General features: G+C 35.4%; 17 protein-coding genes and 2 tRNA genes. 13 read left to right on the top strand and 6 right to left on the bottom strand.

Features of this window, described 5'->3' with window-relative positions:
* Positions 1–31 precede the first annotated feature (31 nt).
* Positions 32–1,066, top strand: a complete 1,035-nt coding sequence (locus GCQ56_RS09220; protein ID WP_152734192.1) for a bifunctional oligoribonuclease/PAP phosphatase NrnA — start codon at positions 32–34, stop codon at positions 1,064–1,066.
* 215 nt (positions 1,067–1,281) lie between these two features.
* Here the strand turns inward: GCQ56_RS09220 and GCQ56_RS09215 are convergent, their stop codons facing one another.
* Entirely contained in the window at positions 1,282–1,989 is a 708-nt protein-coding gene (locus GCQ56_RS09215) for an SAM-dependent methyltransferase (RefSeq protein WP_152734191.1), read from the bottom strand.
* Positions 1,990–2,174: 185 nt separating this feature from the next.
* On the opposite strand from GCQ56_RS09215, the gene GCQ56_RS09210 reads away from it, so the two are divergent.
* Both GCQ56_RS09210 and GCQ56_RS09205 read left to right on the top strand, forming a co-directional pair.
* The gene (locus GCQ56_RS09210; protein ID WP_152734190.1) at positions 2,175–3,101 is read left to right on the top strand and encodes a bile acid:sodium symporter family protein; all 927 of its coding nucleotides are present in this window, start codon (positions 2,175–2,177) and stop codon (positions 3,099–3,101) included.
* 30 nt (positions 3,102–3,131) lie between these two features.
* Positions 3,132–3,896: an MBL fold metallo-hydrolase gene (locus GCQ56_RS09205; protein ID WP_152734189.1), complete on the top strand. Its 765-nt coding sequence runs from the start codon at positions 3,132–3,134 to the stop codon at positions 3,894–3,896.
* 10 nt (positions 3,897–3,906) lie between these two features.
* On the opposite strand, the gene GCQ56_RS09200 is transcribed toward GCQ56_RS09205, so the two are convergent.
* The gene (locus tag GCQ56_RS09200; RefSeq protein ID WP_152734188.1) at positions 3,907–5,079 is read right to left on the bottom strand and encodes an MFS transporter; all 1,173 of its coding nucleotides are present in this window, start codon (positions 5,077–5,079) and stop codon (positions 3,907–3,909) included.
* Positions 5,080–5,306: 227 nt separating this feature from the next.
* On the opposite strand from GCQ56_RS09200, the gene GCQ56_RS09195 reads away from it, so the two are divergent.
* From GCQ56_RS09195 to GCQ56_RS09155, 9 genes are all read left to right on the top strand, one after another.
* A complete protein-coding gene (locus GCQ56_RS09195) occupies positions 5,307–7,118 on the top strand; it encodes an aconitase/3-isopropylmalate dehydratase large subunit family protein (RefSeq protein WP_227006041.1) in 1,812 nt (603 codons plus the stop codon).
* Between the two features lie 64 nt (positions 7,119–7,182).
* Positions 7,183–8,964, top strand: a complete 1,782-nt coding sequence (locus GCQ56_RS09190; protein WP_152734187.1) for an aconitase/3-isopropylmalate dehydratase large subunit family protein — start codon at positions 7,183–7,185, stop codon at positions 8,962–8,964.
* Positions 8,965–9,065: 101 nt separating this feature from the next.
* A tRNA-Arg gene (locus GCQ56_RS09185) sits at positions 9,066–9,140 on the top strand.
* A gap of 39 nt (positions 9,141–9,179) precedes the next feature.
* Positions 9,180–9,254, top strand: a tRNA-Arg gene (locus GCQ56_RS09180).
* A 328-nt stretch (positions 9,255–9,582) separates the two neighbouring features.
* A complete protein-coding gene (locus tag GCQ56_RS09175; RefSeq protein WP_152734186.1) occupies positions 9,583–12,054 on the top strand; it encodes a TonB-dependent receptor domain-containing protein in 2,472 nt (823 codons plus the stop codon).
* A gap of 355 nt (positions 12,055–12,409) precedes the next feature.
* On the top strand, positions 12,410–13,093 hold the full coding sequence (aqpZ, locus tag GCQ56_RS09170) for an aquaporin Z (RefSeq protein WP_152734185.1): 684 nt from the start codon (positions 12,410–12,412) through the stop codon (positions 13,091–13,093).
* Positions 13,094–13,199: 106 nt separating this feature from the next.
* Entirely contained in the window at positions 13,200–13,775 is a 576-nt protein-coding gene (locus GCQ56_RS09165; protein WP_152734184.1) for a DUF1287 domain-containing protein, read from the top strand.
* Positions 13,776–13,886: 111 nt separating this feature from the next.
* Complete coding sequence (locus GCQ56_RS09160) at positions 13,887–15,173, top strand: DEAD/DEAH box helicase (protein WP_152734183.1); 1,287 nt, start codon at positions 13,887–13,889, stop codon at positions 15,171–15,173.
* A gap of 10 nt (positions 15,174–15,183) precedes the next feature.
* Positions 15,184–15,399, top strand: coding sequence for a hypothetical protein (locus tag GCQ56_RS09155; RefSeq protein WP_152734182.1), 216 nt, complete (start codon positions 15,184–15,186; stop codon positions 15,397–15,399).
* A gap of 77 nt (positions 15,400–15,476) precedes the next feature.
* Here GCQ56_RS09155 and GCQ56_RS09150 read toward each other — a convergent pair whose 3' ends face one another.
* From GCQ56_RS09150 to GCQ56_RS09135, 4 genes are all read right to left on the bottom strand, one after another.
* A complete protein-coding gene (locus GCQ56_RS09150; protein ID WP_193323754.1) occupies positions 15,477–16,838 on the bottom strand; it encodes a S41 family peptidase in 1,362 nt (453 codons plus the stop codon).
* Between the two features lie 139 nt (positions 16,839–16,977).
* Positions 16,978–18,009 carry a hypothetical protein gene (locus GCQ56_RS09145; protein WP_152734180.1) on the bottom strand — a complete coding sequence of 344 codons (1,032 nt, stop codon included), beginning with the start codon at positions 18,007–18,009 and terminating at the stop codon, positions 16,978–16,980.
* A gap of 25 nt (positions 18,010–18,034) precedes the next feature.
* Entirely contained in the window at positions 18,035–18,739 is a 705-nt protein-coding gene (locus tag GCQ56_RS09140; protein ID WP_152734179.1) for a hypothetical protein, read from the bottom strand.
* Complete coding sequence (locus tag GCQ56_RS09135; RefSeq protein WP_152734178.1) at positions 18,723–19,265, bottom strand: RNA polymerase sigma factor; 543 nt, start codon at positions 19,263–19,265, stop codon at positions 18,723–18,725. The genes GCQ56_RS09140 and GCQ56_RS09135 overlap by 17 nt, the downstream gene beginning before the upstream one ends.
* Before the next feature lie 292 nt (positions 19,266–19,557).
* On the opposite strand from GCQ56_RS09135, the gene GCQ56_RS09130 reads away from it, so the two are divergent.
* Complete coding sequence (locus GCQ56_RS09130; RefSeq protein WP_152734177.1) at positions 19,558–25,119, top strand: alpha-2-macroglobulin; 5,562 nt, start codon at positions 19,558–19,560, stop codon at positions 25,117–25,119.
* The last annotated feature ends 11 nt before the right edge of the window (positions 25,120–25,130 follow it).

Here is a 25,130-nt window from a genome sequence, read left to right as displayed (position 1 = left end):
TAATTTTTTGAATCATTACACCCAATATATAATGAATAGTTTGCAGAACAGAATTAATGATAAACTGATAAAAGAAGCTGAGATTTTATTGCAACAATCCAAGCAAATTTCAATTATACCTCACTCAGGTCCTGATGGAGATGCTATAGGATCATCATTGGCATTATATCAATATTTAAAGAAAAAAGGAATAAAATCCCAAATTGTAAGTCCGAGTGATTATCCTATATTTTTGAATTGGTTACCTCTTAATTCAGAAGTTTTGCTTTATCCTTCCAATAAGAAAAAAGCTAAGGATTATCTGAAATCGTCCGATTTGGTTTTTATTGTAGATCACAATTCTTTTAAAAGATCTGGTGATTTAGAGAAAATTCTGACGGATTTGCCTGCTAAAAAAATTATGATTGATCATCATCCTGAGCCAGAGAATATTGTTGATGTTATGTTTTCTGATACCAGTATGTGTTCAACTTGCGAGTTTATGTATGAGTTTATCGAGGCACTTGGTGGTGAAGATTTAATTGATGAGCATATGGCGGAGTGTCTTTATACAGGAATTGTGACGGATACTGGCGGATTGAGTTACAACTCGTCAAACCCTAGGACCTATCAAATTGTTGGTGAATTGTTGCGTCGAGGTATCGATAAAAGTAAAATTCATTCCAATGTGTATGATAATTTTTCTACGGATAGAATGAAATTATTAGGACATTGTTTGGATCAGGGATTAGAAGTATTGAGCGAGTACAATACCGCAATCATCACTCTAACAAAAGAGGATTTAGTGAAATTCAACTATAAGGATGGCGATACCGAAGGTTTTGTGAATTATCCACTTTCCATTCAGGGAATGCAAGTATCGGTTATTTTTATTGAAAAAGATGATATGGTAAAGATCTCTTTCCGTTCGAAAGGTAATGTGCCAATTAATGCTGTTGCTGCGGAACACTTCAGTGGTGGAGGTCACATGAATGCTGCTGGTGGAAGAACAACAGAAAAGTTAGGTGATGCAATTAATCAGTTTAAAAGTGTACTTCCTGCTTTTATTGAAAGTTTAGAGAAGTAGAGGAAATGTAATTTAGAGTGTAATTCGGACCTCTTGGTATGGTATTTGCGATTTTCTACCCGACGAAAGTCTAGTTGGATATGAAAGTTATGAGATAAAAAAGACTGAGTCAAGATTTAGTTCTGATTTTAGGCGGTCAGAATTATACCTGAATTTTTAACTATGATACCCGCAGCGCAGATTCTCAGTCTGTGCTGCTTTTGTATTGGTTTGTTTTACTTTTCTCGGTGTAATAGGAAAATTGCAGGTTTCTTATGCAGGTCAATATCTTTATTTTTCCATGCTTTTATTGGTAATGTTTTAATAAATTCACTTTCCATAGTAATATCAACAGCTATACAAAGTTTGGTTCCAGTACTACAATTAGCTATTAAATCTTCCACCAATTTGTTGTTACGGTATGGAGCTTCAATAAAAATTTGAGTCTGATTTTCACTTAATGATCTTGTATCTAACTGTTTTATTTTTTTTGCTCTTTCATCTGATTTTATTGGCAAGTATCCGTTAAAGGCAAAATTCTGACCGTTAAATCCAGAAGCCATTAATGACATTAAAATAGATGATGGACCAACCAAAGGAACAACTTCAATATTTTTTTCGTGAGCCAATTTTACAACATCAGCGCCAGGGTCAGCAACACCTGGACAACCAGCTTCAGAAATAATACCTATATCAAAATCTTTAATAGCATTAAGATATCCTGATATGGCATTTGGCGAACTATGTTTATTCAACTCATAGAAGTTAAGGTCATCAATAATAATCTCCGAGTTTACCTTTTTAAGATATCTGCGTGCAGTTCGTATATTTTCAACAATAAAATGCTTTATCGTTGGAATTAATTCTTGAATATCTTGTGGGATTACCTGATTAATTGACGTATCACCTAAAGTTGTTGGGATAAGATATAGTTTGCCTTTCATTGTGCTTTAATTTTCGGCAAATGTACAAAATAAGTTGATTGCATGCTCTTTTTGTTCTTGTGGAAGAATTTTTAAAATGATTATTTATGTCTGTGAATTTTTAATTTGTATTCATTCTGAATAATTTTTGAATAACTGTAAAATTGTTTCATCTTTGTATGTAATCCATCGAATTAAATTGCAAAATGAAACAATTAGCAGTCAAAGTCCTTTTAAATCGAAACTTTATTTTAGTGCTTGCAGTGATTCTCGGCTTACTAATTGGTCAATATGCTTCATTTTTTAAGAGCTATACTTTTTATGTACTAGCTGTTGTAATGACATTTTCGACAACGGGAATTTCAACAAAAGCAATGTTTCCCTTAAAAGAGATGATTAAACCAATGATTATTGGTTCGCTTTTGAATTACGTGGTTTTCGGAGCGGTAATTATTGGTTTATCCTATTGGTTGATGCCAACGCCAGAATTATTTTTAGGTTTTGTGGTCATTGCATCAACTCCGCCGGGCGTTGCAGTTATTCCTTTTTCTCATATACTCGAAGGTGATTTAAAGTATGCAATTGTTGGAACATTGGGTGCATTTCTTTCCTCAATATTTTTTGCACCCTTAATTGTGGGTTTATTTTCGAATATCGATGGAGGTATCGATCCAATGAATTTGTTTGTAGCAATGATTCAATTGGTTCTTGTTCCTTTATTAATATCAAGATTACTATTGTGGAAGCCTATAAAGCCAACAGTTGAAAAGGTAAGAGGTAGAATTGTTGATTGGGGTTTTGCTTTGATAATTTTTACGGCTGTAGGTTTAAATAGGCAAGTATTTTTTTCTAATTTTGAAGTACTCTTGCTGGTTTCCCTGGTTTTGATATTAGGGACATTCGGATTAGGATTGGTATTTGAACAGTTTTGCCGAAAAATTGGAGTGAAAACTCCGGTAGCAATTACACAGAACTTATTGGTAACCATAAAAAGTTCAGGCTTTGCTGTAGTAACTGCACTTACATTGTTTGGTGAAGAAGCTGCAATTCCATCAGCAGTATTGGCTGTTGTGGTACTTGCTTATTTACTTTTCTTATCTATCCGAAAAGAATTTAAAGATTCAAGAAAATAATCTTGATCGACCAGATGAAAATGCATTTCTATGGTGAAACTAACTTTTCTTGGAACGGGAACTTCCCAAGGTGTTCCAATTATTGCTTGTAAATGTGCTGTTTGCAAGTCTCATGATTTTAGGGATAAGAGATTGCGTTCTTCAGTCTTAATTTATGTCGATGGGCAGAATTTGGTAATTGATAGTGGTCCTGATTTTCGTTATCAAATGCTAAGAGCTGGAGTTGAGAATATATCAGCCATTCTTTTTACTCATGAACACAAGGATCATACGGCAGGATTGGATGATATTAGAGCTTTTAACTGGGTGAATAAAGAAGCCGTAAATATTTATGCGGAAAAACGAGTGCAGAACTCTTTAATGAAAGAGTTTTCTTATGTTTTTGCAGAGTTTAAGTATCCTGGAATACCACAAATGAACTTGATAGATGTTGATGGTTCTCCAATTTGTATTAATGGAACGAAGATTATTCCAATAAGAGCCATGCATTTAAAACTGCCAGTTTATGGCTATCGAATTGGTGATGTGGTTTATCTTACCGATGCAAATTATATTTCGCCAGAGGAGAAAGAGAAAATGAAAGGGGCTAAGGTTTTAGTCGTAAATGCGCTACGCAAAGAAAAACACATTTCTCATTTTAACTTACCTGAGGCATTGGAACTGGTGAAGGAGTTGAAACCTGAAAAAGCTTATTTTACACACATTAGCCATCAAATGGGATTTCATGATGAAGTTGAATTAGAATTGCCGGAGAATGTATTTTTGGCTTACGATAAGTTAGAAATAGAGGTTTAATAATTTGAGTTTAGGCTTCTACTTTTCTTAAAAATAAAACACTTATTCCGCCTAGCACAAAGAAAATACTACCCGCAAGAATTAAAGCAGATGAAATGCTAAAATGATCGGTGTACCAACCTAAAAATGGACCAATAATAGCAAAGCAAATTCGGATTATAAAATTACGAACAGAAAGTACAGTTGCTCTCATATCTGATTCAGTAATTCTATTGATATAATCTTTCAAAACGGGCGTTGCTATTCCTCTTACAAAATAAAAGAAAAAGAGAATTCCTACGCCTATTAAAGAATGAAACCATCCGCTCAGAATAAAACTGCCTGAAATGCCGACTACAATAAAAATGGAGGTTCCTATTTTACCTAAATAGCCTTCAACTCTATGAGCTAATAATGCTACTGCACCTACAGTTAAATTAAGCATTGTCCAGATTACGCCAATGGTGCTTACTTCCATGTCCAAATCTCTTAGATAAGGCTGAATGAACCACGCTAAAGTTAAAGTTGCACATCCAATTACCGATGATAATACAATATTCCACCTTAGTTTGGCACTATCCCAAAGAGAGAATTTTACGATGGATAAAATGTGCTTAAAGCCAGCTTTTGATTTTGGCATGTTTTGATTAGGATCAAGCAATAGAAAAGCTGCAGGAACGGCAATAAAAGCAATGAAAGATTGAAAAATAAATGGAGTTCTAAGACTTATCAGTGCCAAGCTTCCTCCTGCAATTCCAGCTAATGCTTCAGCAAAATTTCCAAGCGACATTACCCTGCTTTCTTGTTTCAGATATTCTTTTTCTCTGTTCATTTTTAAAAGACTGTCATATAGCATTGCCGAGTCGGATCCTGATATGAAACTACTCCCAATTCCAAGTATTAACTCTGCAATAAGAAATCCGGTAAATCCATCACTAAACGAGTAAATTACAAAGCCTAAACAGCCCAATATGGCTCCTAAAATCAATGATTTTTTTCTTCCCCAAACATCAGCAAGATATCCTGAAGGAATCTCTAGAATTACTACTGCTACGGAGTAAATCCCTTTTAGGGTAAGAACGTCCTGCATGCTAAGCCCATTTTCTTGATAGAACAGAACAATTATAGGCATGGTTAGCATGAACCATTTCGCAATTTTAATTGCATAAAGTTTTGGGATATTTCCAGCGTAAGTTCTGTTCATTTTTTTCAATTGAATTGCAAAGATAACTTCTCTAATGAAACCGAAAAATTTCTGATAAAAAGCTTTAAAAAATGGGGAATATTCCTACCTGTTTTTGATGCTGAGGAATATTTTTTCCGTAAATTTAAGAGATAAGAGCTTGATTTTGTGTAGAGTTTTATTTGTGGTATTACTATTTTATAGCAGATAAGCGACGGAATTCTTCTAACTCAAAAATAATTTGAAACATGGGAATGACACTAATCGAAAAGATATTGGCGAATCACTCTAAGGAGAATGTTGTCAAACCTGGCGAAATTGTAGACATTGAAATTGATGTTCGTGCTGCGCGAGATTTCGGTGGTGCCAATGTTGTTAAAAATATTCATGAATACAATCTTCAAATTGATGATCCTGAGAAAACATTTTTCACTTTCGATTGCAATCCAACTGGCTCGGATCAAAAATATGCTATTAATCAACAAATATGCAGGTTATTTGCTCGTGATAATGACCTTAAGGTGTTCGATATAAATTCTGGGATCGGAACTCATACATTAATCGAGCAAGGTTTGGCTTATTCCGGATCTACAGCTGTTACAACCGATTCTCATGCTAATATTTTAGGGGCAGTTGGTGCTTTTGGTCAGGGAATGGGTGATAAAGATATCGCATCAGCAATTCATAATGGTAAAATTTGGTTCAAAGTGCCAAAGTCAATTAAGTTAAACTTGAACGGAAAGCGAGCCAAGGGAGTATTTGCTAAGGATATTGTCTTGGGTCTTTTGAATGAATTTGGAGCAAATTCACTTTTAGGTTATTCATTGGAGATTTATGGAGAAGAGGTTGATAAATTAACTTTGGACGAAAGAATTACCATTTCATCAATGGCAACGGAAATGGGTTGTATTATTATTTTATTTACGCCGAATGAGGCAATAATGGAATTTAGTCAATTTAGGAGAACTGAAAAATTAGAGGTGATAAAAGCAGATCCCGATGCCGTTTATGAAAAAGTTATTGATTTAAATTTGAATGATTTTGTTCCTCGAATAGCTTTGCCTGGTGAGCCGCACAATACGGTTCCCGTTATAAAAGCCAAAGGTGTTCCTATAGATTCTGCTTTAATAGGTAGTTGTACGAATGGTAGAATGGAAGATTTTCGCATTGCAGGTAGAATTTTAAAAGGCAAAAAAGTGGCTCCCGGTGTTGTTTTTAAATTGGTTCCTGCTACCGACGAAATTTGGAATGAATGCTTAAAGGAAGGACTGATTAATATTTTTAAAGAAGCTGGAGCCATGGTATCCAATGCCGGTTGTGCTGGTTGTGCAGCTGGACAGGTTGGTCAAAACGGTGAAGGAGAGGTTACCATAAGTACTGGTAATAGAAATTTTCCTGGAAAACAGGGAAAAGGAGAGGTGTATTTGGCATCTCCTGCTACAGTAGCAGCTTCGGCTATCGCAGGATGTATTGTTCCTCACGATGAAATTCCAGAATCTCCAATTGTGCACAATTATGTGGAAAGAAAACAGGTATTAACGGATATATCGGAAAATGATTTTCAGAAGGAGGAAAGACCTAAAGTAGTTGAGGGGAGAGTTTGGTACATTCCGATGGACAATGTTGATACAGATATGATTTACCACAATCGTTATCTTACCATAACTGATACTACTGCAATGGGACAATATACTTTTGATAATCTTAAAGGGTATGAAGAGTTTGCAAGGAAAGCAAAGCCAGGAGATATTGTTGTAGTTCACAAAAATTTTGGAAGTGGTAGCTCGCGCCAACAGGCTGTGGATTGTTTCAAGGCATTAGGAATACAGGCTATCATTGCTGAGTCTTATGGTGCTATTTATGAGCGAAATGCCATTAATGCTGCTTTCCCAATTGTTTCGTGTATTGATATTCTAAAACTTAAATTATCTGATGGAGATCAAGTTCATGTAAATTTTGAAACAGGAGAAATTATTAATTTAAGTAAAAAAATAAGTGTTTTCGGCGATAAGTTTTCCGAAGTGCAACTCGAGATCTACCAGAATGGCGGATTGTTCTAATATTGAATAGCAATAAAGCTTATATCTTTTTGAGAATTTCTATATGATTTAAAGGTAGATGTTCATGCAAAACCTAACTTTTGTTGAGAAAATTTTCTGGGCTAAATCAGGAAGTATTGTGTTTAAAAAGCCCGATATTGTTTTAACTCATGACAATACAGCTAGCATTCGCAAAACATTTGAAAAAATGGGAGGTGAAAAGGTATATAATCCCAATCAGTTGATGGTTGTATTAGATCATAACGCACCACCCACAAATGCTAAACTTGCTACAGATTATCAAGCTGTACGTGAACTGGTAAAGGAACAGAATGTGAAAAAGTTTTACGATTCAGGCTCAGGTATTTGTCACCAAATAATGTCATATCATGCTAAACCAGGTATGTTGATTGTTGGTAGCGATAGCCATACTTGTACGGCTGGAGCGTTTAATGCTATGGCGGTAGGGATAGATAGAACTGAAGCAGCTGGCTTATGGAAAAGGGGAGAGACCTGGTTTCGTGTACCGGAATCCATTAAAATTACGTTAAATGGAAAGTTACCCGAAGGAGTTTATGCCAAAGATCTTTCCTTATGGATTATTGGAATGATTGGTTCTGCGGGAGCCAATTATATGTCGATTGAATATCATGGTTCAGCAGTGAAGCATTTGTCGGTTGCAGAACGAATGACTCTTGCGAATTTGGCTTCGGAAATGGGAGCTAAGAATGCTGTTTTTCCTCCCGATGAGATTTTGGAAAATTACTACGGGGAAAAAATCAAAGGTGTTTGGGCTGATCCAGGAGCTGAATATTTCAAGGAATATTTAATTAATTTGGATGATTTATTGCCATTGGTTGCTGCACCACATCATGTCGATAATGTGAAGACAGTAAGCGATGTAAGTGAAATTCAAGTGCAACAAGCTTTGATTGGAACATGTACCAATGGACGCTTGGAAGATTTACGAATTGCAGCTGATATTTTAAAAGGAAAGAAAGTTTCAGATGGATTCCAATTGATGATTGCACCAGCTTCAAAAGAAATCTATTTGGAAGCGATTGATGAAGGGATTATTTCCAGTTTATTGAAATCGGGAGCCATTCTGCTTGGAACATCCTGTGGACCATGTTTGGGAACGGGTCAGGGAATTCCTGCAGATGGAACGACAGTTGTGTCAACTGCCAATCGGAATTTTTTAGGTCGAATGGGGAACAAGAATGTTGAAATTTATCTGGCGTCACCAGCAACAGTGGCACATTCTGCATTAAATGGTAAAATTACTGATCCCAGAGATAAGAAGCAGCAGCGAGGCTCTTATCCGTATCGAAAATTACATACTCATGTAAATTTAATTGCTCGGGATGAAAATAGAAAAACTGCTGGAGTTTGGGACTATTCCGATATCAATCATCTGAACACGGACCAAATGTTTGCAGGAAACTTAACTTATGAGGTGTTGAGCTCGGATGCTAAAGGCATTCGTCCACATTTGTTTAAAGATTTTGATGATAATTTTGCAGATAAACTGCGTGAAGGAGATATTATAGTAGCAGGTGAGAATTTTGGTTGTGGCAGTTCTCGGGAACATCCGGCAGTCGGTTTGGCTTATGCCGGTGTGCAAGCAGTAATAGTAAAATCGGTAAATCGAATTTTTTATCGTTCTGCTATAAATCAGGGCTTGTTGTTGATCGTAAATCGAGAGATAGTGGAAGCTTATCAAAAAGGAGATAAAATAGAAATTGACTTCAATTCTGGCACTCTAATGGTAGATGAAAAGCAATTTGAGATACCAGTTTTGCCCGATAAGCTAAGACAAATTATAAAAAGTAAAGGTTTGGTGAATTGGATACGCTCTGAATCCTAAACCCTTACTGATGTAAGTGCTAATTTTACTGAAAAAAAACACAAAAATATTTGTTTCGGAAAGTAATAAATCCCTATATTTGCATCGCCTTTTAAGGGAATGGTCTAGTAGCTCAGTTGGATTAGAGCAACAGCCTTCTAAGCTGTGGGTCCCAGGTTCGAATCCTGGCTGGATCACTCTTTCTTTTTTTAAGGTAAAAATAATTTCATAAGGACGGTCTAGTAGCTCAGTTGGATTAGAGCAACAGCCTTCTAAGCTGTGGGTCCCAGGTTCGAATCCTGGCTGGATCACGAAAGGGTAGCAATTTGCTACCCTTTTTTGTTTTTATTCTCTTCCTTTTTCCTATACCTATCCTTGTTTATGTGAGTTTCAAACCGTACACGAATTGTTCGATATCGAACATGGTGAAAAATGTTTATATTCTGTTAATTGTTGATAATCTGAATAATGTATTTTTTGGCATTGTGTGTGATAGAGGAGTGGCGTAATGGTTTTTAAAGAATTCTGCAAAACTGTCGAATCTAGTGTGTGTTGATAGAAGAGGTCTGAAGGAACGATTTGTAACCATTTAATTTAAAATGTAGTCATACTACTAAGCTAACCTTAAAAATTTAAACGATGAAAGAAAGATTACTAATAGCCATTTTACTGTTGTTTAGTTTTACTGTTTTTGCAGAGACAGATATGCCAGTGGGAGATAAAAATGGATCATTAACAGGTGTTATTGTTGATGTTAAAACTCAAGAGCCTCTTCCGTATGTAAATGTTGTGATACGCGATGCAAATAATAAAATATTAACAGGAGGAATTACCGATAATGACGGTAAGTTTACGATTAAGAAAATTCCTAAAGGAAAAAATAAAGTTGAAATTCAATATATGGGTTACAAGCCGTTTGTGAGAGAGCTGGAATTTTCATCTAAACTATCAGCTCATAAATTGGGAACTGTTCGATTAGAGGAGGACACCGAAGTTCTTGGTGAAGTTACTGTAAGAGCAGAACTGTCTACCGTAACTCAAAAAATTGACCGAAAAGTGATTAATGTTGGGAAAGACTTAACGGCTGCAGGAGCAAATGCTTCAGAGGTATTGAATAACGTACAATCAGTAAGCGTTGATAGCCAGACAGGATCGGTTAGCCTTAGAGGAAACGAGAATGTAAGAATATTGGTTGATGGTAAACCTACTAATATTAGTGCAGCTCAATTGCTACAGCAGATTCCTTCTACTTCAATAAAAAGTATTGAGTTAATTACAAATCCATCTGCTAAGTACAATCCTGAGGGAATGAGTGGGATTATTAATATCGTGCTAAACAAGAATGCCAATATTGGCTTTAACGGAAATGTAAATATGGGCTTGACACGAGGCGAAAATACTCGTATGAACGGTTCATTAGATATGAATTACAAAACCGGTAAGGTGAACTTTTTCTTAAACTTTGGTGCGAATGATGGAAAAAGAGACAATTATGGAGATGTTTTAAGAAGCGCGAAAGATGAGAATGGAAATGTAATTTTGGATAATGATATTTTACAGAAATTTAAATTTAAAAGCGATAACAATTCTCAATTGTTAAAAGTAGGAGCCGATATCTATCTGAATAAAAAGAATACACTTTCATTTTATACTACGCAGAATTTTAGAGAAGGTGAATTTAATGGTGTAACTAAGATTTATAGAGGAACAGAGCTCGACTATAATAGTTTGATGAAATCTGAAACGGATAATTCTACGGGAACTTATAATCTTAATTATAAGATAGACTTTGAAAAAGAAGGACACAATTTGGAGTTTGAAGCAACTTATAGTGAGAGTGATTCTCCTGAAGATGCCGTTTATACAGAATTATTGAATCCGATCGACTTGACTTCGAACTACATGGATGATGTTGATAATGATTATTCAAATACACTTTTAAATTTGGATTATACCAATCCATTATCGGAAAATACGAAATTAGAACTGGGATTGGAGTTTAGATTAAATGATACTGAGAATTCTAGAGTGACAAATCAGCACGATTTTGTTTATGTTGATGGAAATACGGTTCCTGATGGAGATTGGTTTGTAACTGAGCAGAAACCTAATTCGGCATTTACTTATGATAGAAGTATCTATTCTGGATATGTAAACTTGAATCATAAGATTAATAATCTTTCAATGCAATTGGGTGCTCGATTTGAGCAATATGAGGTAGATGGAAAGTTTATTAAAGGTGATGAAAAGGCTAAGTATACCGATAGTCGATTTACTGTTTATCCTTCGGTGTTTTTTACATTTACACCGAGTGAAAAAAATCAGCTGCAGTTAAGTTACAGTAGAAGAGTAGACAGACCATCTATTCAACAAGTTAACCCAATTAGAGAGTGGAGTACGCCACTTATTAGTTCTTTTGGAAATCCGGAGCTTGACCCGCAGTATACCAATTCGTTTGAGTTTAACTATACAAAAGGATTGAAAAAAGGATCAGCCACAATTGGTGTATTTTACCGAAGAGTGAATGATAACATTTCAAGAGTTTTAAACAAGGATCCATTGGATGTTGAAAAGGTAGAGATGTCATATTATAATACTGATAGCAACGATCGTTATGGACTAGAATTGTCAGCAAATTACCGATTTGTTAAATGGTGGTCGATGAATGCCAGTTCCGATTTGTATATCCAAAAAGAGACAGGTGTATCTAACGGCGAAAATCTTGAGATCACAAATAATTCCTTTAATGTTAGAGTATCGAATAGTTTTACTGCAACCAAGAAGCTGAGATTCCAGTTGTTCGCTATGTATCGTGGAGGTGGAGAAGATTTGCAATTTGAAGTGGATCCAATGTGGATGATCAATACTGGAGCAAGCTATAGAATTCTTAAAGGAAAAGGAACTTTAACCTTTAGAGTAAACGATATTTTTGAAGGAATGAAATTTAAGTTTAAATCCGAAGTGCCATATAAGCAAACGGGTGAATTCCATTGGGAAAGCAGAACGGCTTACCTTGGTTTCTCGTACAGATTTGGTAGTGGTAAAAACAAAGCCAAACAAAGAAAACGCAGAGACAGTCGCGAGACTCAAGGTGGTGGTGGTTTCATGTAGAATTAAAATCAGCTACATATAATTAGTTAACTTAAAATCTCCTTGTTCATTTTGAATAGGGAGATTTTTTTATTATGCATTATCTCTTCTAGTAAGATTTTCAATTTAATAATGAATCTGTGTGAGAGTAAAGTTTAGAGCTGAAATGATGTGCTCATATAGTTTCGAATTGATTTGTTAAGGTAAATATTTTAGTTGTTAGTTTGTTTTTGATTTTCTTATCTGTTTGATTAGTAGGTGGTCATGTGGATTAAATTGATTATATTTATTATTCTACAAAGCAGGTGGAACATCTTTGTAAAGATGTTGTTGACATCTGAATTGACATCTAATTATTAACCTTAATTAAATTGAAATGAAAAAATTGGTTGCAGAATTTTTAGGAACCCTTTGGTTGGTATTAGGGGGATGTGGTAGTGCTGTTTTGGCAGCGGCTTATCCCGAATTGGGAATTGGATTTGTTGGAGTTGCCATAGCTTTTGGTTTAACCGTACTTACAATGGCGTACGCCATAGGACACATTTCGGGTTGTCATTTAAATCCGGCAGTCTCAATAGGTTTATGGGCTGGTGGACGTTTCGACGGAAAGGAGCTAATGCCATATATTATTTCACAGGTGTTGGGAGGAATAGCTGGTGCTGGAATTTTATATATGATTGCTAGTGGTAAATCAGGTTTTGAACTTGGAGGTTTTGCAGCTAATGGTTATGGAGAACATTCGCCTGGTGGATATGGAATGCTTGCTGCTTTAATTTGTGAAGTAGTTATGACATTTATGTTTTTACTAATTATTTTAGGAGCCACTCACTCAAAAGCATCTGCAGGTTTTGCTGGTTTAGCAATTGGTTTGGGTTTAACCTTAATTCATTTAATTAGTATTCCTGTAACCAATACCTCTGTTAATCCTGCGAGAAGTACAAGTCAGGCACTATTTGTAGGTGATTGGGCAATGGGGCAATTGTGGTTGTTTTGGTTAGCGCCAATTGTTGGAGCTATTTTGGCTGGATTGGTCTACAAATATATCTCACCAGAGAAGTAGTGATTACATTCGTATAAAAAAAAGTGCATTAATTGGATGTACTTTTTTTGTTGTTTGGAATAATTGTTGTCTGTGAATGCAATATTTTCAATTTTAAACTAGAGTTATGAGAAGATTTGTATTGAGCCTTTTTTTTTGTTGGTTTTTCTTTCTTGGTTATGCCCAAACTTTTTCCAATAAACTATCGAAAGCAGCGATCAAACTAACAGAGCAAAAGGTGATTTACGATCCATCGTATTTTTCGATTGACTACCCGAATGGTGATGTGCCAGCAGGTAGAGGAGTTTGCACCGATGTGGTAATTCGTGCCTACAGAATGTTGGGTATTGATTTGCAAAAAGAAGTGCATGAAGATATGAAGGCAAACTTTTCTTTATATCCTAATAATTGGGGATTGAAATCGACTGATAGAAATATTGATCACAGAAGAGTTCCCAACCTTATGACTTTTTTTGAACGCAAGGGAACCATTAAGATAAAGAGCAGAAAGGCAGAGGATTATTTGCCTGGAGATATTGTTTGTTGGGATTTGGGTGGAGGAATTATTCACATAGGAATTGTAATCGATCAAAAATCGAAAGATGGTAAACGCCCACTATTTGTTCACAACATAGGTGCTGGTCAGGTAGTGGAGGATCTACTAAATCGTTATATAATTATTGGACACTATACTTATAAATGATAGTGAACGAACTTTCTGATTGATCTAATTGTTTGATTTACAATTAATATCTTGATGTGTGCTGTTAATCCAAACTATTAGATTACCTTTGCCGATCACTTTTATTAGATTATGACATTTGACAATTTAGATATAGCTGATCCTATATTAAGAGCGATTGAGGCGAAAGGTTACACAAATCCAACTCCAATTCAGGCAGAATCGATTCCAATTTTATTGAGAAAAAAAGATTTATTGGGTTGTGCTCAAACAGGAACAGGTAAAACAGCTGCTTTTGCAATACCTATTCTTCAGCATTTGTATGAAGAGCAACAAGCCAAAGGCAAGCGCAGAATTAAGGCATTAGTAGTTACTCCAACAAGGGAGTTGGCAATTCAGATAAAGGAAAGTTTTAGCGAATACGGATTATATACAGGATTGGAAAATACTGTAATATTTGGTGGTGTAAAGCAGGGCGCACAAACTCAGGCTTTGGCAAAAGGTGTTGATGTGTTGATCGCTACTCCAGGTAGACTTTTGGATTTAATCAACCAGGGATATATTTCTCTTCGCGATGTTAGGTATTTTGTTCTGGACGAAGCAGATCAAATGCTCGATATGGGTTTCATATACGATATCCGTAGAATTATTGATCAATTGCCTAAGCGAAGACAATCCTTGTTCTTTTCGGCTACTATGCCTCCTAAAATTGTAAGTCTTTCGAAGCAAATTCTAGGGAATCCAGAGAAAGTAACAATTAAGCCACAACAGACTACTGCAGAAAGGGTAGAACAGTCGATTTATTATACAAGTAAAAAATCGAAAGCCAAATTGTTGACTCACCTTTTAAAATCGAGGGAGTTGGGTTCTACTTTGGTTTTTTCAAGAACTAAGCATGGTGCCGATAAGGTGACCCGAATTCTTAAGAAGGCAGATATTCATACTGAGGCTATTCATGGTAATAAATCTCAGAATGCCCGACAAAAAGCCTTAAGTAACTTTAAGGAAGGAACTACAAAAGTATTGGTTGCAACCGATATTGCTGCTCGTGGTATTGATGTTGCTGGTTTGGCTTTGGTAGTGAATTACGATTTGCCAAATATTCCGGAATCCTACGTTCACCGTATTGGTAGGACCGGTAGAGCAAACGCCAGTGGTACTGCTATTTCGTTTTGTAGTGAGGATGAATTGCCTTACCTTAAAGACATTCAGAAGTTAATCAAACAGACGATTCCTGCTGTTAAAGATCATCCATTTTCGGTTGATGAAATTGCAGAATTGCCAAAAGAAGAACCTTTGAAAACTAGAGGAAGTAGACCTAAATCAAGATCATCTAAACCGAATAATTCAGGAAATAAGGATTGGAGAAGAGGAAGATCAGGTTCTTCGAATAATAATAGAAGGAAAAAAAGAGCATAATTAGAAAGTCATGGATCAAAAGGATTTTGACAAGATTAGAAAGATAAAAAAGGAACACAAAGAAGCCTACAAAGATTGGAACAGAGAGGATGATGATGCGTTAATCAACATGTTTTTTGAAGGCTTAAGTGTAGGTGATATGGCTATTAAGCTCGAAAGAACAAAAGGAGCCGTTCGCGCTAGAATTCGTAAGATGGAACTGACGAAGATTAAGAAGAAATCTTAGGACTTTTCAATGTCTTTAAAATATAAAGAATCCCCTTTATAGCTAATAAATGCTGTAAAGGGGATTTGTTTTTTGATTTAGTTAGCGGATAAACCTGATGTTGATTTTATGTGTTCTAAAGTGTGTTTCAAAATTGGATCACCACCATTCATGTATTCATCTGCTTTGTAAGGAATCAGAATTTCAGGTTGAATAATTCCATTGATTTGATTACTGTATTCATCCATTTCCATGGTTGAAAGAACCATTAGAGAATGGCTTAATTTGGCGGTTGTAATCTCACCATATCGCAGAGCATTATGAGCTAAAGGTTCACCAACCAAAGTGCCTAGTTTGTTGTATTGAATGATATTGGCAAAAGTAGATGCTGTTGATGCAGTGAACTTACTTACCAATACATAAACGTTCATTTTTCCAGGATAATTTTCTGGTTGTAATGGGCATTTTCGTATCAATTCACTTTCTGGAATACTGCAAACTTTTCCCAATGAATCTTCTGGGAAACCATAATCCAGAGTAGTCTTTGAAACTTTAACTCTACATTCACTCTGATAATCAATAGTATCTTTATCACAAAACAAAGAAATCAGTTCATCGAAACGATCACCTCTTCCACCTGGATTTTTTCGAATATCAATTACAAGGTTTTGATATCCTTTGGCTTGAAGCTTCTTAATATATTTAGAAAGCTTTTTGATCATGTATTTGTTGTTGTTGAAATTGTGAATACCAAAATATCCCGTTTGATAGGCGTCGTAAATTTTTTCAGGAAAATATTCTCCCTTAAAATGATATTTGTGCAAAGGAACTCCTGCCACTTTTATTTTGTACTTATTGCCTTTTCTCAAGAATTCAATATTGTAGTTGGGAGCAAAACAAAAATGATTTTGTGCCTGTGTAAAAGTAGCCTCCATAAACCGGTGATGGTAAGTGTATTTTACAATTTCTTTGGTAGATCGGTTATTGATAGACAAGAGTAAATCTCCTTTTTGTAATTGCGGATTTAGACTTTCGCTCACGATTAAAGAATCGTTAATACAAATCATCTTGAATGGCCAAACCTTTATGTGCTTTCCCTTAAGTTTATATTCAGGATATCTTCTTAATTGTGGTAAAATTAGAAAATGAGGATCGCCATAGGTTAGGGTATCAAAGGCTTTTCGATGTTGATAAAGATATTCTGTTTCAGAAATTGGATCGCTAGGAAAGGATTTTGCAACCTGTTTAATATGGGCGTCAAAATCAGCTTCAGAAATTGAATTAAAAGGATTGGGATGGTATTTCTTGATGATCTCTTTTGTTTTCAGAAGACTGTCTGTTGAGATGATCAATTTGCCATTTCTTAGATAAGTAGAGTAATCTGTACTTTCAGTGATTTTGATAGATTGGCAGCTAGCAAATAGAATTGATATTAGTAGAATAGCGCAATACTTGTTCATTTTTGTGATTTGAGTTTGTGTGACTTGTCCGGTTTGGGGTGTAGTAGAGTAAAGCATGGCTTATTGTTAGGATAAGCCATACTCTACATTCATAGATTAATTGGGTTAGAAAATCTATAGACAACAGTGTTTTGTATTTTTACAAGTGTATTTTGATTTTGAATCCAGGGTAAACATCTTCAAAGAAATCATTGAAGTAGATTTGAGGTTCTACACTCACATTTTTATGGATTCTTTTGTTTACACCAAGTCGGAATGTATCTTTATCAAATAGGTCTCCTTTACGCTTAATCAAATATCCAGTGGTAATTTCCACCCAATTTGTTTTATTTGGATTTCTTGATTGGTTATGAGCATAACCCAAACTAATCCAATGATTGATGTTTTTTTCATCTGATGAGAAATCATACATCCATTCATATTCTAATTTTAATGCATGCTTTGGTGTAGATTTACGTCCCAATTGGAATGACATATTAGCGTAAAAACCTCCGTTCCAGTCTCCTTTTACATTTTCAAGTGAAGTTCCACCTGACAAAATAATCTGATCGATTGATTGAGGAATAAGGTTTTGTTTGTTGAGTAATTTAGCTGAATTATCGTTTTTTATTTTTAGCCATGCAGAAAATGGCATTTCTGATAATTGATATTCTCCAGTTTGATGCAATTGCTTGTCTATATTTTCAAATGTTTTGCTGAGATCTGTATTAGCTAGCTCTTGTAATTGTTCAATTTTATCGAAATAAATGGCAAGTTCTGAGTTCAACTCCAGAGTATGTTTTCCCTTTATGGTTAGGGCTACAGGATTGTCTAAAGGGAAAGTAATTTGTTGTTTTTTAGATTTTTCCTCGATAGTGATTACTATTTGTTTTTCAACCTGAAAATGCTTCAATTTTGTACAAGTAATTTTTATTGGCGTGTTTGAATCCAGATTCTTAATGTTTAAAACCTCCCAGCGTTTAAGGAAACTGCCTAATGTGTTTTTGAAATCGATATTTTTTTCAATTTCAGATTCTTTAGTATAAGTGCCTCTAAATTCTATAGTACTTTCATTAGGCATTTGTAAACGAATAGTATCCGGATGAAAATATTTATCATTTGATGAGAATGCATTGAATGAGAATGAAATGAAGAGTAGGAATACTCCAATAATTTTATTTATATGTGTCATTGGAAATTGATTTTATTATGTCAGTTTATTTAATGGTAATGTCCCTGAAAATTGGCGCCGATGTTTCATTGATATTCCGGTTTTTTTTAATTCTGAATTTTAGTTTATTGTTTTGTTCTTTTGTATCTGGCTTTAAAGTTTCAGTAAGTGCTGCCAGAGCTTCTTCGTTGATATCAATTGAAAAACCAGATTGTTCCTGCTCTTTTAAATATTCCATTTGCTGTGCATACACTTCTTGCAAATATTCTTTATCTCTTCTCAGATTTAGTAAGCTATCATGAAGGATATAGTTGCTATTTGCATATTGCTTAATGTTTTCTTTTAGGCTTTTATTTTCATTCAACAAATTAGAATAGTTCGTTTCTAGCTGTGAAATTCGGACTTTTATTTCAGGAGAAACAACTTCTTTTATTTGAGTTTTGTATTTTATTTCAATCTCCTTTTTTACCATAGGTTCAGTGGTAAAACTATTTTTCAGAATTTCCATATCTGATAGAAGTAATTGTTGCTTGTTCTTAAGATCGTTACTTTCGTAGATATTATAGCTTAAAGCTCCAGTAAGTAAAATGATTATAGCAATTGCAGCCACCTTAAACCATGGAAAAATACTCACCTGTTTTGATGCTTGCATAGAATTCCACAAGCTACTTTTATTAAAGCCGATGGTTTGAGATTGGTGATCCCAATTATCAAATGCATTTTTTATTTGTTTTTCAACGGATTGCTTCATGTCTTATCTCTGTTTTACTAATCATTACTTTTAATAATTTTCTTGCTTTACTCAACTGCGATTTCGATGTGCCTACTGAAATGCTGAGTTTCTTTGCAATTTCTTCGTGTTTGTATCCTTCTATTGCATACAAACTAAAAATAGTTCGATAGCCTTCTGGCAGATCCAATACCATTTGAATCAAATCATTTTCGAGCAAATGTTCATCACTTGTAATTTCTGATTCTTCAATTTCCTCAATCAGTTCAAGAGTTTGTGAAAACTGAACTCGTTTTCGTATTTCCATGAGAGATTGATTGATGGCAATCTTTTTCATCCAGGCTTTTAAAGGCGCCTCTTCCGTAATATCTGTTTTGTGAATCTCATTAAAAATATTCAGGAATGTTTGAGATAGAACCTCTTCGGTTCGCTCCCGATTATTCAAATAGCGATAGCAAACCCTGAACAGATAATCTGCAAATAGATTGAATGCTTTTTGTTGTGCTTTCGGTTTATTCCTTTTAAGTGATTTAATAAGGTTTTTCACAAATTGATCGAATCATTTATTGTTTTACATCCATTAGAATGCAGATTTTATACATTTGGTTGTCTGAGTTAAAGAGGAAAAATGAATTAAAATTTGATTTCGCAGTGTATTGTTCAGATAATGAATGGATTTGATACTTTAGAAATTTTAGAATATTTACAATGGTGAATTTACGAAATGAATTGTAATATGCACTTTATTTTAGAATCATTATGATGGCTTTTTTATTTGAATAGTCATTTTCAATAGCTAATATTATGCTGATTTATTATACACCAATCTATAGAACAAAATGAGAAAGATTTTCTGCCTATTAATTGTGCCGTTGATGCTACTTTCGGCTGTATTTTCCTGCAAGGACAAAAAGCAAGTTAGAAGAAAGGTTGATCCGGGTTTTGGACAATATGTTTCAGCTTTTACCTCAGGAGTAGTTTCGGTGGAATCGGCGATTCAAATTCGTTTGGTGAAGGATGTGGAACAGAAGATTGAGCCAGGTCAGGAGTTAGAGTCTGGTATTGTTAATATTAGCCCTAAAATTAAAGGAAAGGCATATTGGAAAGATCCAAGAACTCTGGAGTTTCGTCCAGACAATAGAATGGCATCCGGTCAAGTATATCAGGTTAAGGTTAATCTGAAAAAAATATTGGAAGTGCCTGAGAAATATACGACTCTTAAATTTAATTTCCAGACCATTAAACAGAGCTTTAGCTTTTCTGGTGAAGGCTTGCAGTCTTACGATAAAACGGATATGCTGACCCAAAAGTACAAGGGATATCTTACAACTGCCGATGTAATTACTGATGATGAAATAGAGTCGGTTCTAAAGGCAAGTTTAAATGGAGATTCTAAGCCTATTTCATGGTCACATTCAGGAGATGGTAAATTGCACCATTTTGTGGTTGATAGTTTAATCAGACAAGAAGATAAGGGAGAATTGCTGATTGAGTGGGATGGTTCTTTGATTAAGGTTAAAGAAAGTGGAGAAGAAGAAGTTGAGATTCCTGCTTTAAATGTATTTAAAGTGATTAGTGCTGTTGTGATTCAACAGCCTGAACAATATGTTTCCATTCGTTTTACCGATCCATTGAAGAAGGATCAAAATTTAAAAGGACTGATTCGAATTGAAGGACAATCAGGTTTTAAATTTATAATTGATGGCAATGAGGTAAGAGCTTACTTAAAGTATCGCCTTTCGGGTAAAAAAGTAATTCGCCTTGAAGAGGGAATTAAGAATGCTCTCGATTACTCCTTAAAAGATAGTCGTAAAATTGAGTTGGTATTCGAGAACATAAAGCCAGCTGTTCGTTTGCTTGGAAAAGGAATTATTTCTCCTTCGTCGCAAGGTTTGATTATGCCTTTTGAGGCGGTAAGTCTTAAATCGGTTGATTTGCGAGTGATTGAAGTATTTGAGAATAATGTACATCAGTTTCTGCAAGACAATCGAATGAATCAAACGAGTAATCTTAAGCGTGTAGCTCGTTTAATATTGCAAAAACGTGTTGATTTGGGAACCAATAGAGCAGTTGATCTTAGAAAATGGAATGCATATACCATTGATATTGCTGATTTTGTTGATGTGAATCCAGGATCGATTTATCGTATTGAGTTGCGATTTAGAAAAGAGTATGCGCTTTACGGATGTGAAGATGAGGAAGAGAAAGAAGATGGTTTGGCAAGTGTTGATGAAATTGTAGCTGAACAGGAACTGGAGCGTGAAATGAAATCTTGGGATAATCCTGGATGGTACGATGATTACTACTATCCATCAGGATATGATTGGAACGAAAAAGAAAATCCTTGTCATGTTTCTTACTACAGATCTGGAAAATTTATAAAAAGAAATGTTTTTGCCTCAGATTTAGGTTTGATTGCAAAGGCTGGGAATGATAAGTCCATCATTTTTGTCGTTTCAAATTTGCTAACTGCTAATCCTGAATCCGGAGTTGATCTGGAAATTTACAATTATCAGAAACAATTGATGGCAAGAATAAAAACAGATAATGAAGGTTTGGCTAAAGTGCAGCTGGATCGTAAACCGTTTCTACTGATTGCAAAAAAAGGAAATCAAAGAGGATATTTGCGTTTAGATGATGGTTCGGCACTTTCCTTGAGTAGTTTCGATGTAGGTGGAAAAACCATTCAAAAAGGTATTAAAGGATATATTTATGGAGAGCGTGGCGTTTGGCGTCCTGGTGATAATCTATATTTGAATTTTGTTTTGGAAGATGCAAGCAAAGTATTGCCTGATAATCATCCTGTAATTTTTGAATTGATTAATCCGGAAGGACAGACAGTTGTACACAGAGTAAGTACAGCAGGAGTAAATGGTTTTTATTCATTTACCTGTTCAACCGAAGCTGATGCTCCTACGGGCAATTGGTCTGCAAGAATAAAGGTTGGTGGAGCTACCTTTAGTAAAACCATTAAAATTGAAACGGTAAAGCCAAATAGACTGAAGATAAAACTTGATTTTGGAACGAAGGTTTTAAAATCGAAAGTGGAAGGTCAAAAGGCTGACATGGAAGTGAAATGGCTGCATGGTGCTACTGCCAGAAACTTGAAATCGAACATTAGTTTGAGATTTTCACCTACTAAAACTTCTTTTAAGGATCATAAAGGATACATTTTTGATGATCCTGCAAAAGATTTCTATGCTGATGAGCAAGTTATATTTGATGGAAAGGTTGATCAGAATGGAGAAGCCAAAATTGATTTAAAACTGAAAGGAAACAAATCAGCTCCTGGTATGTTGAATGCCAATTTCATTACCCGAGTATTTGAAGAAGGTGGTGATTTTAGTATTGATATGCAAAGAGTGAAATTTGCTCCTTACAATTCGTTTGTTGGATTGCAAATGCCTGAATCGGAAAGAGGATGGTACCTTACGGATACAGATCATGAATTGAAAATTGCAACTCTGGATGCTGATGGCAATCCGGTAAGCCGAGATAAAATTGTAATTAAAACATATAAGATTGGCTGGCGCTGGTGGTGGGATTCCGATGAGGAGAATTTAGCTTCTTATATTGGAAGAAGCTCAACCAGAATTGTGGATCGTAAAACAATTTCAACCAAAAATGGGGTTGGAACTTATAAGTTGAATATTCCATATCATTCATGGCAAGATTATGGAAGGTATCTTATCCAGGTATTCGATAAGGAAAGTGGTCATTCTGCTGGTCTAACTGCATATTTCTCGAAATGGTATGGCAGAACTCCAGAAGGAATGCCGGGGAATGCAAGCTTACTGTCATTTGTATCCGATAAGGATAAATACAAAGTGGGCGAAGAAGCGAAAATTACAATTCCATCCTCAAAATCAGGAAAAGCACTGGTAAGTATCGAAACAGGTGCTAAAGTATTGGATGCATTTTGGGTGGAAACAGGTTCAAGAGAATCAGAATTCTCTTTTGAGGTGACTCCGGAAATGGCACCAAATGCTTATGTGCATGTGAGCTTAATTCAGCCTCACGGACAAGTTGAAAACGACTTGCCAATTAGAATGTACGGTGTAATTCCACTATTGGTTGAAGATCCGAATACAAGATTGAATCCTGAAATTGAAATGCCAGAAATCTTGGAACCTGAAAAAGAATTTGAGGTTGAAGTTTCAGAGAAAAATGGCAATGCAATGACTTATACGATTGCTGTTGTTGATGACGGATTATTGGATTTGACCAGATTTAAAACTCCTAATCCATGGTCTACATTTTATGCTCGCGAAGCCTTAGGAGTTAAAACCTGGGATATGTACGATATGGTAATGGGTGCTTTTGGTGCAAGATTAGAGAAAGCATTTGCCATTGGTGGTGATGAGGATTTGAAAGGGAAGAAGCAAGCCAAAGCCAATAGATTCAAACCTGTTGTAATGTTCTATGGTCCGTTTACATTGTATGCAGGCGATACCAAAATGCACAAAATTACTATGCCTAATTATGTGGGATCGGTAAGAACAATGGTGGTTGCAGGTAATAAGGGTGCGTATGGATCGGCAGAGAAAACGTGTCAGGTTCGTAAACCATTAATGGTTTTGGCAACATTGCCAAGAGTGGTCGGTCCGGGTGAAACAGTTAAACTTCTGGTTACTGTTTTTGCTATGGATCCTAAGGTTAAAAATGTAAAGCTAAGAATTGAACCAAACGAATATTTGTTACCTCTTGCTGAGAAAGAGAAAAATATAAGTTTTGATAAAGTTGGGGAACAAGTAGTTGATTTTGACTTGAAAGTTGCTTCGAAATTGGGTATTGCAAAAGTGAAAGTGATTGCAGAAAGTGGGAATAATAAAGCTACTTACGATATCGAATTGGATGTTCGCAATCCCAATCCAAGAGTTACAAATGTAAGTGATACTTTACTGAAGAAAGATCAAAGCTGGGAATATTTGGCTAATCTGCCTGGTATGGAAGGAACCAATAAAGCAATTTTGGAACTTTCGAATATCCCACCAATTGATTTTGGTCGTCGTTTGGAGTATTTGATTGATTATCCTCACGGATGTATAGAGCAAACTACTTCTGCGGTATTACCACAATTGTTTTTGGAAACTGTTGTGGATTTAACTGCGAATCAAAAGCTAAGAATTGAAGATAACGTGCGTGCAGGCTTAACTCGTTTGTTAAGTTTCCAATTGGCAAATGGTGGATTTAGTTACTGGCCAGGCGGAGGTTATGCAGATGCATGGGGAACCAGTTATGGTGGTCACTTTATTTTAAAAGCTGAAGAATTGGGATATACTTTACCTGTTGGTTTAAAATCATCATGGATAAAATATCAAAAATCGGCAGCTAAATCATGGAAACAGAGCTCTTATAATGGTTACTATTATCGAAGAAATGATTTGATACAAGCCTACCGATTATATACTTTGGCTCTGGCTGATAATGCTGACTTGGCATCGATGAATAGAATGAGAGAGCAATCGAAACTATCAGATGATGCGAAGTGGAGATTGGCTGCGACTTATCGTATTATTGGAAAGAAAGAGGTTGCAGAGGAGTTGATTGATGGTTTAAGTACTGAGATTCCAGCTTACAGAGAACATTCAGGAAGTTTTGGTTCTTCAACTCGAGATAAGGCAATGATTTTAGAAACTCTAAGTTTATTAGATCAAAAAACAAAGGCATTTCCATTGGTTAAGGAAATTTCGAATAAGTTATCGAGTGATTCATGGATGAGTACTCAAACTACCGCTTATTGTCTAATTGCAATGGCAGAATTTGCAGGAAAAGGAGAGAGTGGCAAAATGACTTTCTCGTATTCAATTAATGGACAAAATGAGGAAGAATTGACAAGTAACCGACCTGTAACACAAATTCCAATTGATCTTAGTAAAGGTGCTCCTAAATTGAAATTAACCAATTTAGCTGATGGAATATTGTATGCAAGATTGAGTATGAATGGAATCCCTGAAACAGGTGATCAATCTTCATCAGAAATGAACTTGAAGCTGAATATTGCTTATAAGGATATGCAAGGGAATACTATTGACGTTAGTAAATTGCAACAAGGAACAGATTTTAAAGCTGAAGTGAAGATTACGAATCCTGGCGTAGTTAATAATTATGAGCAAATGGCTTTAACGCAGATATTTCCTTCTGGTTGGGAAATATTAAATACACGTTTTGGAGAAGTTGACGAAAATAATGTTGGAGATCAACCAGATTATCAGGATATTCGCGATGATCGTGTTTATTCATATTTCGACTTGGAAAAAAGTAAGAGTAAAACTTTTACCATTACTTTAACAGCGGCTTATGTTGGTAAGTTTTATTTGCCAACGGTTAGTTGTGAAGCGATGTACGATGATAAGGTGAATGCCAGAAAACCTGGTAGATGGATTGAAGTTGTGAAATAAATAAAATATCC

This window comes from Marinifilum sp. N1E240 (genome assembly GCF_009295825.1).
Lineage (GTDB): Bacteria > Bacteroidota > Bacteroidia > Bacteroidales > Marinifilaceae > Marinifilum_A > Marinifilum_A sediminis.
Note: the sequence above shows the minus strand (reverse complement) of the source record. Positions and strands in the feature narration are given on the sequence as shown.